This window comes from Mesonia aestuariivivens (assembly GCF_019311235.1).
GTDB lineage: Bacteria > Bacteroidota > Bacteroidia > Flavobacteriales > Flavobacteriaceae > Mesonia > Mesonia aestuariivivens.
In genome coordinates this window covers 58,137-73,039 of the sequence record NZ_JAHWDF010000008.1, presented here as the reverse complement: position 1 = coordinate 73,039, position 14,903 = coordinate 58,137, and the positions used below count along the sequence as shown (strand labels likewise).

The window sequence follows — 14,903 nt, the reverse complement described above, 5'->3', positions numbered from 1 at the left end:
TAGAATTGTTACAAGATAATTCAATTATTTCAAAATTTTTAATAGCGAATAATCATGCGGTTTATTGATAGTTTTGATTTTGATTAGATTCTCATTGGGTATCGTTATAGAGAGTACGTAATGCGCTATTTTCCAACCATTTTTGGTAAGTTTCATGATTCCTGAACCTCGGCAGATACCTAAATCTGTTTCTAAAAGTTCATCAAACCAAGCTATTTTTTTGTTTTTACTGAAATAAATATTTTTTTCTAAAGAATTAAATGTCCAAGCTTTGCCATTCTCAAAATAAGGTTTCGCATATTTTTTAAACTCATCGAGTTGCCAGTTTTCAGAAGCGTCTGTGCCTATAAAAACAGCATTAGATGTCATTAAATCAAAATAATTATTAAAATTAGCTTCTGCTGCGGCTTGATGCCAGTTATTTAAGGTTTCTTCAATAGTTTTTTTTTGATCTTGTGACCAACAACTTATAGAGATGAAAAATAAAAGGTATAGTATTTTTATCATCGTTTAGCTTTGAGTTTTGGCAGCGAGTTTTTTTTAGAGCTAGAAAGGCTATCTTGTATTCTAACGCGTTCATCTAACTCAAATTCAAAATCTTCTATAGACTTTCTGAAAACTTCATTTAATTGAATTTTAAGATTTTCAAATTCTTTGTAAAGATTAGCACTTAAGGTATCTATTTGTTTAGCAGAGGGTGTTTGTTTACTAGCTTCTCCTTCTAATAAGTAGGCTTTTGTTAATAATACATTTAAGCGTGCTTTAATAGTTCTTTTTTGAAATTCAGTAGGAATAGAATCTTGTAAACCTTGAATAGATTTAAAAAGGTTATTACTGTTATTCACCACTTCTTGAAGCGTGAAGTTATCAATACGTTCTATTTCATTTTTTGCAGTGGTAAAAGCCATCCAGTTTGCACTGCTTTCTTCTGCTTCGGGTAATAAATTAACTTTTCTATCTTTAAATATGTTTACTTGTCTCGAGAAATTCTTTGCATTTTTCTCTTGAAAAGTGTCTGTTTTATTATTGTTTAAATCTTCATTATTATTTTTGCATGCCAATAGACAAGCACTTATCAAGATGCTAAAAATTAAAAGGGAAATTTTGTTTAGTTTCATAATATAAAAATACGCCGAAAGATAAGAAAATTTAAATTCTCTTCGTGCCGAAAAAGATTTTGTAATAAGGTTCAAAAATTGTTCTTTTGACAAAAGAATGGCAATAAATAAGCTTTAAATTAAAAATTCATTAACATTATGGCTACTAAAATATTAATTATTGGGGCTTGCGGGCAAATAGGCACAGAACTCACTTTAGCTCTACGAGAAAAACACGGAGAAAATAATGTGATTGCCAGTGATATACGTGAAGGTAATGAAGAGTTAATGCAATCTGGTCCTTTCGAAAAACTAGATGCTACCAATTATAAGGCTATTGAAGATATTGTCATGCATTATGAAGTAGAAGAAGTATATCTAATGGCTGCGATGTTAAGTGCCACTGCAGAGAAATTCCCTATGCGGGGTTGGAATTTAAATATGGATTCACTTTTTAATGTATTGAATTTAGCTAAAGATAAAAAAATAGATAAAGTATTTTGGCCATCGAGTATTGCTGTTTTTGGACCTTCAACTCCTAAAAATGATACACCACAGACGACAGTGATGGAGCCAACCACCGTTTACGGAATTAGTAAACAAACCGGTGAGCGTTGGTGTGAGTATTACTACAATAAATATGATGTAGATGTAAGAAGTATTCGCTACCCAGGGTTAATTAGTTATAAAACCTTACCAGGCGGAGGTACGACTGACTATGCTGTTGAAATTTTTCATGAAGCTTTAGCGAAAAAAAAATACACTTCATTTTTAAGTGAAGAAACAGCTTTACCTATGATGTTTATGGATGATGCTATTAGAGCAACCATTTCATTAATGGAAGCTCCAGCAGAAAGTTTAACGATTAGATCTTCTTATAATTTAGGAGGAATTAGTTTTACTCCAAAACAACTAGCCCAAAGTATAAAAGCAGAAATACCAGAGTTTGAAATTGCTTATGAGCCAGATTTTAGACAACCTATAGCTGATTCATGGCCTTCTAGTATCAATGACGAGCAAGCTCAAAAAGATTGGAACTGGAAGCATGAATACGATTTAAAAAAAATGACCAATAAGATGCTGAGAGGTTTAAAGTCGCTTAAATAGAAATATCGTCAATTTTAATGAGTTTGTTTTTTGCGGCAAAAATAATGAGCCCAGCAATATTTTTTGCGCCTGTTTTTTGTAGCAAATTACTCTTGTGAGATTCTACGGTTTTTTTGCTTAAAAATAACTTTTCAGCAATTTCTTTAGCAGTAAGTTGATTGCATAAAAGTTTAAGGACATCTATTTCTCTACTACTTAAATCGTTAGCATTGCCTAGTGGAACTTTTGGTGGTGCTTGTTGCATTTGTGAGCGTAACACTTCTAACTGGTCTTCATTAAAATGATGTCCGTTTTTAGCAACATTTTTAATGATTGGAATCAGTTCATCCTTTTCAATTTCTTTGGGTAAAAAAGCGTTTGCTCCTAGTTTAAACATATAACCAATATAAATAGGTTGATAGTGTGAAGAAATGATAATTTTTTTAGATTCTATATTATTCTCGTTGCAATAGACCAATAAATCTTCACCTGTTCCGTCTTTTAACTTTAAATCCATTAAAATAACATCAGGAATAGGTTCTGTCTTTAGTTTTTTAATAAATTCTTTTAATGAATAGCCAATAAAATTTACCTGAAATTCATCTTCAGCATTTAAAAAATCGCGTAACAAATTGGCGACTAATTTATCGTCTTCTAAAATGGCTAGGGTAGTTTTAGGTAGTGTAGTCATAAGCTAAAATAAATTTAGATCCTTTAGGTTGGTTGGCTTTAAACTTGTATTGAGCGTGAATCTGCTTGGCACGTAGCTCTATATTTTTAGAGCCTAAGCCATTTTTAATTTGTTCAGGTTGAAATCCTACACCAAAATCTTCAACAACTAATAGTACATAATTCAAATTTATCTTTAAAGAAACATTAAAGCGATTAGTTTTTGCATGCTTCTGAATATTAGTAATAATCTCTTGAAAAATTCTAAATAGGTGCAATTTAACGGTATTATCAAAAATAATTCCTTCTTGATTTTTGTGATAAAAATGGTATTTGTATTCTTTTTTTAAAGGATATAAAAACCCTTCAAACGTTTCTTCTAAGGTTTGATTATCAATAAGTGGTGGTGAAAGCTCATGAGAAATGTTTCTTGCCGTTTGTATGCTTTTAGTGATGTAACTACCTAATTCTTTTTCATTATTTAAAAGCTTTACCTGATATAGTTGAGCTATAAGGTTATCATGAACTTCTGAAGCTATGCGTGTACGTTCCCGTTCTTGAATTTCAATACTCGTGTTTAATAATGCTTCTTGATAATGTACCTCTAATTCTGATTCTCTTTTGATGCGCTGTACGTATTTGCGAACTAATAGGGCTATAAAAACGAGTAACCCAAAAAAGAGGATTAAGTTTCCTATAATCCATTTTAGGGGAGCTAGGCCTTCTTCAAAATTTTCCATGTACAAATACTTAATGTTAGAAAATAAAACAATAATACAATAGAACGTAATAGGTAAACCCAAGATACTATTTTATAAGCGCCATTAACAATATAATTCATGGTGAAAGCAACTGAGAAATCTAACCCAAAAAAGGCTAAAACGCCAAAACAGATAAATAAATGATATTTATTAATTTTAATTTGCTGTACTAATTTTAAAATAGCAACTAAGGTGAAAATTAGAATAAAAGTGTCATAAATAATCCAATCATAAGCTTCGAAGTTTTTAATATTATTCCAATCAAAAAGTTTTACGATCATAGGTAGGCTACCTATTACTAGCAAGAGGTAGTAATGAGTTTTTTTTATATTGAAAATGTATTTAAAGAAATAAAAACAGAGAAATAAAAAATTAAAATAATAAGAAATAGAAAAGAGGTAAAGATTGGTAGGAAAATCTAAGTACTTAAAAATTTTAGAAATCATTTGTAAGCTAAAAGTCGCTAAAAAATAATATCCAATAGGATACTTTTTGTAGTTATATAAAAATAGAAGCCCCGCTATTAATAAAGTCGAATTAAAAACAGGGTCAAAAACTGACAAGTAGATGTCTATATTGTTCAAAACTAAAATCTTATGTATTTGATTGTTACCTTTTTTTTCTGTTGTAAGAGTTGAAATTCCAGATAAATAGCAGTCGAGCTTATTTTAATATGAATAATTCTCGACTGCTTTTGAAGTGATAGTTTTTATTGAAGATTAATTGTGTCTAGTATTTTAATTTCTGCTAAGAAGGTTAAATTTATTTTTAGATATCTTGTTTGGAGGATACCCTATTGACATATCAGCAAAAGTTTCTCTAACTAAACTTACCTCAGTAAGTGATTTGTTTTCAATTTCTGTTTTAGCCAAAATAATTTCAAGTTCATAACTTTTTATTTCTTCACTTTCAAAAGGTTTAAGGGCAAAAGTAGCTTTTAAGCTTTCTGTACTTTTATCACTAAATAAGTCTTTTAAATCTGAAAATGGAATGGTGAATACCTGCACCATTTCTCCTTGAGTTATGGTCTGTTTATTGTTTCTTAGGGCTTGTTTGTGAGCAACCCAATCTTTGGCACATAATGTCCATGTAGTGATGCGTTGGTCTCCTTCATTTGTTGTTAAACTAGCATTTATCAAATGACCATTGCTTTTAGGATTTTGAGGAAAAAACTTTTCAAAATCTTTAACGATTAGATTCCCGTCACTATAATTTTGTTTTTGATCTGAAAGGTTATCTACTAAAAAAAGTTGAAACTTATCTTTTTCATCAATTGCTAAATAACAATTAATAAATTCTGGCTTATGATAATTCCAGTTATTAAAATCTTTCAGGCTAATTGAAAAACCGCAGCCTGAAGTTAAGTAATTAATTGATTTTTCACTATTTCTAATTGTATTCCAACGTTGAATATTTGCTTTAATAACGTCTAATTTATCCATAACTAAAGATTTTTTTGAAAGATAAAGGTAAATTATTTTAGGTACTATTAACATATTCTACCACCTATTTATCATAAGTATTATCACCTATTTTATAAAACGGGAAGTTATACTGAGTGTATAGCCTTCAATTCTTATTTACTTTACATTGTTGTTCAATTAAACCTTATAATTATGAATTCTTTATTATTAAACCCTTCGATGATGTCTGAAAGTGAAACTATTTTTGATGTGTTAAATATTGATTTAAATAATATAAATAGAGCGCTTAATCTTTTGGATCGAGAGATTTTTGACGATGAGGTGAAAAGAGTTTTATTTAAGCAAAAGGAAAAGGAAGTATTTGTTTTTGATAAAATTGAAATACAAAAATTAGAGGTTACTCATCAAACTAAAATTTATTTAAAGCAAACTAAGTGTAAATCAGTATTGTTTAATCTGAAAACACTTATGGATAAACTGTGTGATTTATATGGTAAAGATGATTTTTCTAGAAATAAATTTAGTTTGAATGATTTATTAGATCTTTTCCATGGAAATATAATTACTAGATCTTGGCAAAATGCAACATACCCAGTCGAATTGACTTTTTTAAAGGGAAATACAATCGAGTTAGTAATTCATCTTAATTAATTTTATATAAGTTAACTTTTTAAAATTATTTCTAAAGTTATATTTTTTGTTTTGTCTTAAAAGGTAGGTGAGTAGCTTACCTTTTTTGTTTTTAAACAAAAAATCCCAAATTCATTTTATTGAAATTGGGATTTTTATTTTTACTATAATAAGTTTTATCCTTTAGATGTAGCGCTCATATATTCACGATTCATTCTAGCAATATTCTCTAGAGAAATTCCTTTAGGACATTCAATTTCGCAAGCTCCAGTATTACTACAGTTACCAAAACCTTCTATGTCCATTTGTCTCACCATATTTTGCACACGCTCTGTAGCTTCTACTTGTCCTTGCGGTAATAATGCATATTGTGATACTTTTGCAGAAGTAAATAACATTGCACTAGCATTTTTACATGCAGCTACACAGGCCCCGCAACCAATGCAAGTTGCTGCTGCAAAAGAATCGTCTGCATCATGTTTGTTTACAGGAATGCTGTTTGCATCAATTGTATTTCCTGAAGTATTCACAGAAACATAACCACCAGCTTGCTGAATACGATCAAAAGAACCTCTATCTACAATTAAATCTTTAACTACAGGAAATGCTTTTGCTCTAAACGGCTCTATAACGATGGTGTCTCCATCTTTAAAAGAACGCATGTGTAATTGGCAAGTCGTTACCAATTTGTCTGGACCGTGTGGTTCGCCATTTATTTGTAAAGAACAAGCCCCACAAATACCTTCACGACAATCGTGATCAAATTCTACGGGCTGGTCTCCTTTATTAATCAATTCTTCATTTAAAACGTCTAACATCTCAAGAAAAGACATATCACCTTCAATTCCATCAATAGGATAGGTTACCATCTTTCCTTTTACGTTAGCGTTTTCTTGACGCCATATTTTAAGTGTAAGTTTCATATTTTTTAGATTTTAGTATTGAGTATTGAGTACTGAGTCGCTAAATTGTAACACCTCATAGCTCAATACCGGCATCTATTTATAGCTTCTTGTTTTCAATTCAATATTTTTGAAGTCTAACTCTTCTTTATGTAATTGTGCATCTCTCGGGTTGCCTTTGTACTCCCAAGCGGCTACATATTTAAAGTTCTCATCATCTCTCAAGGCTTCACCTTCTTCAGTTTGGTATTCTTCTCTAAAGTGACCCCCACAAGATTCATTTCTATGTAAGGCATCTTTAGCAAATAATTCTCCTAATTCTAAGAAATCTGCAACGCGTCCTGCTTTTTCTAATTCGGCATTTTTACCATCAGTAGCTCCAGTAACTTTCACATTTGCCCAAAAATCTTCTCTTAGCTCTTTAATTTCTTCAATCGCTTCTTGTAAACCTTGAGCATTTCTAGCCATACCACATTTATTCCACATGATTTTACCTAATTTCTTATGGTAATAATCTACAGAATGTTTGCCAGCAGCATTTAATAATTTATTAATTCTATCTGTTACTTCTTTTTCAGCCGCTTCAAATTCTGGTGTATCTGTGGATATTTTACCAGTTCTAATATCTTTAGAAAGGTAATCTCCAATAGTGTATGGTAATACAAAATAACCATCAGCTAAACCTTGCATTAAGGCAGAAGCTCCAAGTCTGTTTGCACCGTGATCTGAGAAATTAGCTTCTCCTGCTGCATAACAACCAGGAATTGTAGTTTGCAAATTATAATCTACCCAAAGCCCTCCCATTGTGTAGTGAACCGCTGGATAAATCATCATTGGCGTTTCGTAAGGATTTTGGTCTACAATTTTTTGATACATTTGAAAAAGGTTCCCGTATTTAGACTCGACAACCTCTTTTCCTAATTTTATAATTTCTGCTTCTGAAGCATTTTTATTTCCTGATGTGAATGCTTGTTCTTTCCCATAGCGTTTAATAGCACTGGCGAAATCTAAAAATACAGCTTCCCCTGTTTTATTCACACCAAAACCAGCATCGCAACGTTCTTTTGCAGCTCTCGATGCCACATCTCGTGGTACTAAGTTACCAAACGCAGGATATCTTCTTTCTAAGTAATAATCTCTTTCTTCTTCGGTAAGCTCGGTAGGTTTCTTTTTGCCTTCTCTAATAGCAATTGCATCTTCTTTTTTCTTAGGCACCCAAATACGTCCATCATTACGAAGAGACTCAGACATTAAGGTTAACTTAGACTGATGATCTCCTGAAACAGGGATACAAGTTGGGTGAATTTGAGTATAGCAAGGGTTGGCGAAGTAAGCACCTCTACGGTGAGCTCTCCAGGCCGCCATTACGTTACTTCCCATCGCATTTGTAGATAAGAAAAAAACGTTACCATAACCACCAGAAGCTAAGACCACAGCGTGTGCTGAATGTCTTTCTATTTCTCCGGTGACCATATTTCTAGCAATAATACCTCGAGCTTTACCGTCTACCAGTACTAAATCCATCATTTCGTGACGGTTAAAAGACTGTATTTTACCACGGTTAATTTGGCGGTTCATGGCAGAATACGCACCTAATAATAATTGTTGTCCTGTTTGTCCTTTTGCGTAGAAGGTTCTTGAAACTAATACTCCTCCAAAAGAACGGTTATCTAAAAGACCACCGTATTCACGAGCAAAAGGAACTCCCTGTGCTACACATTGATCGATAATATTACCAGAAACTTCCGCTAAACGATAAACGTTTGCTTCACGAGAACGGTAATCGCCACCTTTTACGGTATCATAGAACAGTCTATAATTAGAGTCACCATCTCCTTGATAATTTTTGGCAGCATTAATACCACCTTGCGCCGCAATAGAGTGAGCACGTCTTGGAGAATCTTGGTAACAAAATGTTTTTACGTTATAACCTAATTCGGCTAAAGTTGCCGCAGCACTTCCACCGGCTAAACCTGTACCAATCACAATAACATCTATATTACGCTTGTTGGCCGGGTTAACCAGGTTAATATCATTTTTATGTTTTGTCCACTTATCTTTAAGTGGTCCTTCTGGTATATTTGAATCTAAAACTGACATAATCTTTCTGCGTATTATAGGTTATTGATATAGTGGTATAAAGCAATAAAAATAAATCCTAAAGGAATGATAATTGCGTAAGCTTTAGTAAAGCCTTGAATTCCTTTGGAATATTTGTTATTCCACCCTACAGATTGAAATGAAGATGCAAAACCGTGTAATAAATGTAACATCAAAAAGATGAATGAAATTACATACAATCCTGTTCTTACAGGGCTTTCGAATTTTGCAACGGTTTCTGTGTAATATCTAGCAGGATCTTCAGGATGAGATTGTACATACTTGTGTATTAATTCTGGCACCCAAAAATCATAAAAGTGTAAAGCTAAAAAAGCTAAGATAACAGCTCCAGAATAAATCATGTTTCTAGACATCCAGCTTGAGTTAGCGCTTCCGTTATAATTTACGTAATTTACGGCACGTGCTTTTCTGTTATGAATTTCTAACACAAACCCCATAATGAAGTGAAAAACCACTCCAAAAATTAGTACTGGCTGTAAGATTGCTTGTACTAAAAAATTGGTTCCCATAAAATGGGACAATTCGTTAAATACATCTGGTGCAATTACAGAAGTAAGATTAATGGTAAAGTGTTGTGCTAAGAAAAGAACAAGAAATAGTCCCGATAAAGCCATAGCAAACTTCTTTGCTACAGAAGATTTTATTAATCCACCCATTGGTTTCGAGTATTTATTTAAAATTTTATACAAAAATACGCTTCAAAAAGGTTATGAACAAACTTTCACAATCGTTTCTCCTTATTTAGAATTAGTATAAGCTATATCGTTTTAGTTTAAGTGTAATCGATTGAAATTATATAGCATAAGATTATAATTTTTTTAGTTCTTTTATAATCAGCTTATGCTTTTATTAGACAGTTAATTTTTTTCGGCTTAGCGGAAGATTGTGCTTAGGCTTTCTTAAATTTGGAAAAATTCAATTTTTATGAGATATCAACCTATAAATTCAGATTTGTTTATAAAAAACCGTAAAAATTTTATGGCGCAAATGAAGCCTAAGAGTTTAGCGGTATTTAATTCTAACGACACCTATCCTATCGGTGCCGATAGTACCATTCCTTTTCAACAAGATAGAAATATTTATTACCTAAGTGGGGTAGATCAAGAAGAAAGTGTGTTGGTGTTATTTCCTGATGCTCCTCACGAGAAGCATCGTGAAATCCTTTTCTTAACCGAAACTAACGAACATATTGCGGTTTGGGAAGGTGAGAAGTTAACCAAAGAAAAAGCTTTTAAAACTTCAGGAGTAAAAACAGTCTATTGGTTAAAAGACTTTCATAAAGTTCTTCATGAATTAATGGCCCAAAGTGAAACGGTTTACATCAACACTAACGAGCATTATCGCGCTAATGTAGAAACAGAAACTCGTGAGGCACGTTTTAATAAATGGCTGTTAGAGAGTTATCCAGCACATTCGGTGGCAAAGAGTAACCCTATTTTACAGCGCTTACGCTCTGTTAAAGATCACTTAGAGCTTGATGTGATGCAGCAGGCTTGCAATATTACAGAAAAGGGATTCAGAAGAATTTTAAATTTTGTGAAACCTGGCGTTTGGGAGTATGAAATTGAAGCAGAGTTTATGCACGAATTTTTACGCAATCGCTCTCGTGGTTTTGCTTATACACCAATTGTTGCTTCTGGAAACAATGCAAACGTTCTACACTATATTGAAAACAAAGCACAATGTAAAGAGGGCGAATTAATTTTATTAGATGTAGGGGCAGAATATGCTAATTATTCAAGCGATATGTCTAGAACTATTCCGGTAAGTGGTAAATTTACTAAGCGTCAAAAAGAGGTTTATAATAAAATAAATCACATTAAGAAAGAAGCTTCTAAGATGTTAGTGCCAGGTACAGATTGGGCAGCTTACCATAAAGAAGTTGGTAAAATGGCAACATCAGCATTTTTAGAATTAGGTATTTTAGATAAAGCAGATGTGCAAAATGAAAATCCAGACTGGCCAGCTTATAAGAAATATTTTATGCACGGTACTTCTCACAATATAGGTTTAGATACTCATGATTACGGATTGTTGCACGAACCTATGAAAGCCAATATGGTGTTTACCGTAGAACCTGGAGTTTATTTACCAGAAGAAGGTTTTGGTATTCGTCTTGAAGATGATTTAGTGATTCAAGAAAATGGAGAGCCAATCAACTTAATGAAAAACATTCCTATTGAAGCAGATGAAATTGAAGATTTAATGAATTCTTAATTGGTAAGAAAATATAAATTAAAAAAAGGCTTCGTTGATTCGAAGCCTTTTTTTATGATTTTAATTGAATTAAATTTTAATCTTCAGTTTCATTTTTATAAAAATGCAAATCTTCAAAATCGAAGCTGAAATCGGTAATGGGTGCGATTGGTTTCATCGTAATTTCTGAAGCTTCACCTTTTTCATTCAGCGTAAATAGAACAAAAACATCAGCATCAAAACTGCGATTGTCCCACTTTGCAATATAAGTGGTTAAGCTGTAAGGAAGTAATTTTCCTGTAAGTTGAGAAGAACGTGCTGAAGAAATTTGAAGTTCGTTGCCTTCTTTTTTGATGGTAATTTCACCAAACCAATCATCTTGATAAGTTCCTAAGATTTTTGAAGTTTCTAACGCTGGTTTATTTTTAATTTTTTCAACTTGTTTGTAAACTACTGTTTTTATACTGTCGTTATAGGTAATCCATTCTTCATTTTTCTCGCCATACTTTTCGACCCAATTTCGGTCTTTGTAACCTAAATAGCTGTCTTTAATGGTATTGGTGATCGAGCTAAAAGCACTACCCACCATTTGATTGGTAAGTACCACAATCCCTAAATCTAATTCAGGAATCATAGTGAATTGTGTAACCGTTCCTAATAAACCGCCTGTGTGGCTAACTTGTTTGTAACCACCATTTACATCACTTACAAACCAACCTAATGAATAGCCAGAAAAATGAGTGTTATAATCATTTTCTTTACTTACAGGTAATGGTGTTTGCAATTGCCATAAGTTATGCATTTGCTCTTCACTTAATAAACGTTCTCCTTTTTTAGTCACCGCATCGTTCATTAGAAATTCTGCCCAAGTTAGCATATCAGAAACGTTACTCATAATACCGCCAGCAGGATTGGCAAGGTCGCTCCAGTCGTGCGGAATGTGAATTACTTCTCCTTCTGTTCTGGTGTGTGCATCAATAATATTCGATTTATCGGTCACGCGGCTGTAAGAAGCTTTACTGTTTTTCATTCCGACAGGTTGTAGGATACGCTGCTCGATAAACTCTTCCCAAGTGAGTCCACTTACACGATGAAGCACTTCTCCCGCGATAATGAACATATTATTATTGTACTTGAAAGAACTTCTATAAGCACTTTTTTGGTCTTGTTTGCTCATATTGGCAATCACATCCTCTATGGTAAAATCGCTTCCTTCAGGAAAAAACATTAAATCGCCGGCTCCAAGACCCAAACCGCTTCGGTGCGTTACTAGGTCGCGAATGGTAAATTCTTCAGTCACAAAAGCATCGGGCATTTTAAATTCAGGAATGTATTTACGCACTTTATCGTCCCAATCTAGTTTACCCTCATCTACCAACATCGCTAGTGAAAAACAGGTGAATCCTTTACTGTTAGAAGCAATACCAACTAAGGTTTCTTTCGTCATCGGTTTGTTATTCTTTAAAGAACGAACTCCGTGACCTTCGGCATACACAATTTTTCCGTCTTTAATAATTCCCACAGAAATACCGGGAACTTCAAAAGTTTCTAATGAGTTTTGAATGACTTTATCGAGTTTACGGTCTTTTATTTGTGCTGAAAGACTTATCGATATGAGAAGACTGAAAAGAAAAAGAAGGTTTGTTTTTTTCATGAAAATGGTTTTTATCATATTTAAATTGCGTCATGCTAAACTTGCTTCAGCATCACATCAAGCTAATGTTTTTAGGAAAAGCAAATTAGATTTATAATTCAAAACTTTCAAATACTTGAAAAGACGTTATTTTTGCGCAATGCAAGAATTTATCTCCTACAAAAATATACAAATTGCTTTTACTGCTGAAGGTAAAGGCAAAACAATCGTTTTGCTCCATGGCTTTTTAGAAAGTTCAAGTATTTGGAAACATTTGACACTGGAACTTAAAAAGACGCATCGAGTAGTAACTATAGATTTATTAGGTCACGGAAATACCGAGAAATTAGGTTATATCCATTCAATGGAAACGATGGCAGAAGTTGTACATGCAGTTTTGTTTCATTTAAAAATTAAAAAATTTTCGTTGATTGGACATTCAATGGGTGGTTATGTGGCGTTAGCGTTTGCAGAGAAATTTCCGCAGCAATTAGAAAAATTAATATTGCTGAATTCTTCTCCCGTAGCAGATTCTGAAGAGCGTAAGCAAAATCGTGATCGCGCCAAGCGTTTGGTAAAGCAAAACAAGAAAGCTTTTATAAGTATGGCGATTAAAAATTTATTTACTGATGAAAACCGAAATGCATTAAGACCCAAAATTAATACCTTGGTAGAAGAGGCGACCCAAATTCCTGAAGAAAATATTATTGCGGCTATAGAAGGCTTAAAAAACAGGAAAGACCGCACTAAGGTTCTTCAGCAATATAAAGGAGAGAAAGTAATTATTTCAGGTAAAAATGATCCAGTCGTTCCGTTTCAAGAAATTAAAGAAATTGCTGAACAAGCACATTCAAATTTTATTGCTTTTGAGGACGGACATATGAGTTATTTAGAAAATAGAGAAGAGTTGGGAGAAAAATTGATAACTTTATTTAGTTGAAAAAGACTGCCAAATGACAGTCTTTTATGTGAATTTTAAAATTAATCGAAAGCAGGCTGAGGTTTAAAAATATATGCATTAAGTAATTTTAAAGTTTTAGTTTTGTCTTCGGTATTAACCAATAAAGAAATATTATTGTTACTGCCGCCATAAGCAATCATGCGAATATTTACATCTTGTAGAATATTAAAAAGCTGCGGAGTAGTTTTATGATGAATAATATTATTGCCTACCATACAGACAATGCTTTTGTTTTCTTCTAATTCTACTTGTGCAAATTTGAGAAGTTCTGAGGTAATTTCTGGTAAATAATTGTTATCGTCGATAGTTAAAGAAACTGCAATTTCTGATGTGGTAATCATGTCGATAGCGGTTTTGTATTTCTCGAAAATTTCAAAAACCTTTTTTAAGAAACCGTGGGCGAGCAGCATTCGTTCAGATTTAATTTTGATGGCGGTAATTCCATCTTTAGCGGCGATAGCTTTAATGCCTTCACCTGTAATTTTATTAGAGATTAAGGTTCCTTTAGCTTCAGGAGCATTGGTGTTTTTTAGACGAACTGGTATTTCCAAATTTCTAACAGGAACCACGGTTTGGGGATGAAGAATTTTTGCGCCGAAATAAGCTAGCTCTGCAGCTTCATCAAAAGAAAGTGCTGCAATAGAATATGTGTTTTCTACAACGCGAGGATCGTTGTTATGAAAGCCATCAATATCGGTCCAAATTTGTACTTCTTCAGCTTTAATAGCCGCACCAATAATACTGGCTGTGTAATCGCTACCACCGCGTTTTAAGTTGCTAATATTTCCTTCATTATTCAAACAAATAAAACCTTGAGTTACGTAAATTTCTTGGTTGGGATTATCTTTTAAAATCCGATTGATGTTTTGTTGAATGTAAAAGTAATCAGGTTCTCCTTCTTTATCTACACGCATGAAATCTAAAGCGGGAATTAATGCTGAAGCAATACCTTGTTCTTGTAAAAATTGATTCACTAAATAGGTAGAAAATAATTCACCTTGCGCAACAATTTCGTTGTAATTACTAATTTGATTATCAATAGAAGATTGTAATCTTTCTGAAAGGGCATAAATGTATTTTTTGAGCTGCTCTATGCTGTCTTCATCTTTAATAAGCCCAGTTATGGCTGCTAAATATTTTTGTTCAAGTTGATGAATGATGGCTTCGCTTTCTGCTACTTGATTAGATTTGATGAATTGAGATAATTCTACTAATTTGTTTGTGCTGCCACTCATGGCAGATAGCACAACAATTTTTGGCTCACCATCGTGAATAATTTTTTTTACTTTTTGAATATTACCAATCGTTCCTACGGAGGTGCCACCAAATTTTAAAACTTTCATTTCATTATATTTTTCCCGAATGTAATTGAGATCAAGTTATTTACCTTATAAATATTTAAATTTTACTAATTTTACACATA

At 32.8% G+C, this 14,903-nt stretch carries 15 protein-coding genes; 4 read left to right on the top strand and 11 right to left on the bottom strand.

Annotation, left to right across the window (positions count from 1 at the left end; all coding sequences use genetic code 11):
- Positions 1 to 24: 24 nt before the first annotated feature.
- Together KW502_RS08885 and KW502_RS08880 are read right to left on the bottom strand one after the other, a co-directional pair.
- The gene (locus KW502_RS08885; RefSeq protein WP_219040199.1) at positions 25 to 507 is read right to left on the bottom strand and encodes a nuclear transport factor 2 family protein; all 483 of its coding nucleotides are present in this window, start codon (positions 505 to 507) and stop codon (positions 25 to 27) included.
- Entirely contained in the window at positions 504 to 1,061 is a 558-nt protein-coding gene (locus KW502_RS08880) for a hypothetical protein (protein ID WP_219040198.1), read from the bottom strand. Before KW502_RS08880 ends, KW502_RS08885 begins: the two co-directional genes overlap by 4 nt.
- Positions 1,062 to 1,256: 195 nt before the next feature.
- On the opposite strand from KW502_RS08880, the gene KW502_RS08875 reads away from it, so the two are divergent.
- Positions 1,257 to 2,204 (top strand): NAD-dependent epimerase/dehydratase family protein, encoded by a 948-nt coding sequence (locus KW502_RS08875; RefSeq protein ID WP_219040197.1) that lies wholly within the window; start codon positions 1,257 to 1,259, stop codon positions 2,202 to 2,204.
- On the opposite strand, the gene KW502_RS08870 is transcribed toward KW502_RS08875, so the two are convergent.
- The 4 genes from KW502_RS08870 to KW502_RS08855 form a co-directional block, all read right to left on the bottom strand.
- Positions 2,197 to 2,874: a response regulator transcription factor gene (locus KW502_RS08870; protein ID WP_219040196.1), complete on the bottom strand. Its 678-nt coding sequence runs from the start codon at positions 2,872 to 2,874 to the stop codon at positions 2,197 to 2,199. The genes KW502_RS08875 and KW502_RS08870 overlap by 8 nt on opposite strands.
- On the bottom strand, positions 2,858 to 3,592 hold the full coding sequence (locus tag KW502_RS08865; RefSeq protein WP_219040195.1) for a sensor histidine kinase: 735 nt from the start codon (positions 3,590 to 3,592) through the stop codon (positions 2,858 to 2,860). Before KW502_RS08865 ends, KW502_RS08870 begins: the two co-directional genes overlap by 17 nt.
- Positions 3,568 to 3,894 carry a hypothetical protein gene (locus KW502_RS08860; RefSeq protein ID WP_219040194.1) on the bottom strand — a complete coding sequence of 109 codons (327 nt, stop codon included), beginning with the start codon at positions 3,892 to 3,894 and terminating at the stop codon, positions 3,568 to 3,570. The genes KW502_RS08865 and KW502_RS08860 overlap by 25 nt, the downstream gene beginning before the upstream one ends.
- Before the next feature lie 456 nt (positions 3,895 to 4,350).
- The gene (locus KW502_RS08855; protein ID WP_219040193.1) at positions 4,351 to 5,055 is read right to left on the bottom strand and encodes a hypothetical protein; all 705 of its coding nucleotides are present in this window, start codon (positions 5,053 to 5,055) and stop codon (positions 4,351 to 4,353) included.
- 174 nt (positions 5,056 to 5,229) lie between these two features.
- On the opposite strand from KW502_RS08855, the gene KW502_RS08850 reads away from it, so the two are divergent.
- Positions 5,230 to 5,688 carry a hypothetical protein gene (locus KW502_RS08850; protein ID WP_219040192.1) on the top strand — a complete coding sequence of 153 codons (459 nt, stop codon included), beginning with the start codon at positions 5,230 to 5,232 and terminating at the stop codon, positions 5,686 to 5,688.
- A 155-nt stretch (positions 5,689 to 5,843) separates the two neighbouring features.
- Here the strand turns inward: KW502_RS08850 and KW502_RS08845 are convergent, their stop codons facing one another.
- From KW502_RS08845 to KW502_RS08835, 3 genes are all read right to left on the bottom strand, one after another.
- Entirely contained in the window at positions 5,844 to 6,590 is a 747-nt protein-coding gene (locus KW502_RS08845) for a succinate dehydrogenase/fumarate reductase iron-sulfur subunit (RefSeq protein ID WP_219040191.1), read from the bottom strand.
- Between the two features lie 75 nt (positions 6,591 to 6,665).
- The gene (locus tag KW502_RS08840; protein WP_219040190.1) at positions 6,666 to 8,669 is read right to left on the bottom strand and encodes a fumarate reductase/succinate dehydrogenase flavoprotein subunit; all 2,004 of its coding nucleotides are present in this window, start codon (positions 8,667 to 8,669) and stop codon (positions 6,666 to 6,668) included.
- Positions 8,670 to 8,683: 14 nt separating this feature from the next.
- A complete protein-coding gene (locus KW502_RS08835) occupies positions 8,684 to 9,346 on the bottom strand; it encodes a succinate dehydrogenase cytochrome b subunit (protein WP_219040189.1) in 663 nt (220 codons plus the stop codon).
- 268 nt (positions 9,347 to 9,614) lie between these two features.
- On the opposite strand from KW502_RS08835, the gene KW502_RS08830 reads away from it, so the two are divergent.
- Positions 9,615 to 10,907 carry an aminopeptidase P family protein gene (locus tag KW502_RS08830; RefSeq protein ID WP_219040188.1) on the top strand — a complete coding sequence of 431 codons (1,293 nt, stop codon included), beginning with the start codon at positions 9,615 to 9,617 and terminating at the stop codon, positions 10,905 to 10,907.
- Between the two features lie 76 nt (positions 10,908 to 10,983).
- Here the strand turns inward: KW502_RS08830 and KW502_RS08825 are convergent, their stop codons facing one another.
- Positions 10,984 to 12,540: a serine hydrolase gene (locus KW502_RS08825; protein WP_219040187.1), complete on the bottom strand. Its 1,557-nt coding sequence runs from the start codon at positions 12,538 to 12,540 to the stop codon at positions 10,984 to 10,986.
- Positions 12,541 to 12,655: 115 nt separating this feature from the next.
- Here KW502_RS08825 and KW502_RS08820 point away from each other — a divergent pair, with 115 nt between their 5' ends.
- A complete protein-coding gene (locus KW502_RS08820; protein ID WP_255554186.1) occupies positions 12,656 to 13,459 on the top strand; it encodes an alpha/beta fold hydrolase in 804 nt (267 codons plus the stop codon).
- A 41-nt stretch (positions 13,460 to 13,500) separates the two neighbouring features.
- Here KW502_RS08820 and KW502_RS08815 read toward each other — a convergent pair whose 3' ends face one another.
- Positions 13,501 to 14,823: an aspartate kinase gene (locus KW502_RS08815; protein ID WP_219040186.1), complete on the bottom strand. Its 1,323-nt coding sequence runs from the start codon at positions 14,821 to 14,823 to the stop codon at positions 13,501 to 13,503.
- Positions 14,824 to 14,903 lie beyond the last annotated feature (80 nt).

What these genes read in the sequence shown, in the direction of transcription:
- KW502_RS08885 (WP_219040199.1), bottom strand. Translation starts at nt 507, where the DNA reads ATGATAAAAATACTATACCTTTTATTTTTCATCTCTATAAGTTGTTGG.
- KW502_RS08875 (WP_219040197.1), top strand. Translation starts at nt 1,257, where the DNA reads ATGGCTACTAAAATATTAATTATTGGGGCTTGCGGGCAAATAGGCACA.
- KW502_RS08870 (WP_219040196.1), bottom strand. Translation starts at nt 2,874, where the DNA reads ATGACTACACTACCTAAAACTACCCTAGCCATTTTAGAAGACGATAAA.
- KW502_RS08865 (WP_219040195.1), bottom strand. Translation starts at nt 3,592, where the DNA reads ATGGAAAATTTTGAAGAAGGCCTAGCTCCCCTAAAATGGATTATAGGA.
- KW502_RS08860 (WP_219040194.1), bottom strand. Translation starts at nt 3,894, where the DNA reads ATGATCGTAAAACTTTTTGATTGGAATAATATTAAAAACTTCGAAGCT.
- KW502_RS08855 (WP_219040193.1), bottom strand. Translation starts at nt 5,055, where the DNA reads ATGGATAAATTAGACGTTATTAAAGCAAATATTCAACGTTGGAATACA.
- KW502_RS08850 (WP_219040192.1), top strand. Translation starts at nt 5,230, where the DNA reads ATGAATTCTTTATTATTAAACCCTTCGATGATGTCTGAAAGTGAAACT.
- KW502_RS08845 (WP_219040191.1), bottom strand. Translation starts at nt 6,590, where the DNA reads ATGAAACTTACACTTAAAATATGGCGTCAAGAAAACGCTAACGTAAAA.
- KW502_RS08840 (WP_219040190.1), bottom strand. Translation starts at nt 8,669, where the DNA reads ATGTCAGTTTTAGATTCAAATATACCAGAAGGACCACTTAAAGATAAG.
- KW502_RS08835 (WP_219040189.1), bottom strand. Translation starts at nt 9,346, where the DNA reads ATGGGTGGATTAATAAAATCTTCTGTAGCAAAGAAGTTTGCTATGGCT.
- KW502_RS08830 (WP_219040188.1), top strand. Translation starts at nt 9,615, where the DNA reads ATGAGATATCAACCTATAAATTCAGATTTGTTTATAAAAAACCGTAAA.
- KW502_RS08825 (WP_219040187.1), bottom strand. Translation starts at nt 12,540, where the DNA reads ATGAAAAAAACAAACCTTCTTTTTCTTTTCAGTCTTCTCATATCGATA.
- KW502_RS08815 (WP_219040186.1), bottom strand. Translation starts at nt 14,823, where the DNA reads ATGAAAGTTTTAAAATTTGGTGGCACCTCCGTAGGAACGATTGGTAAT.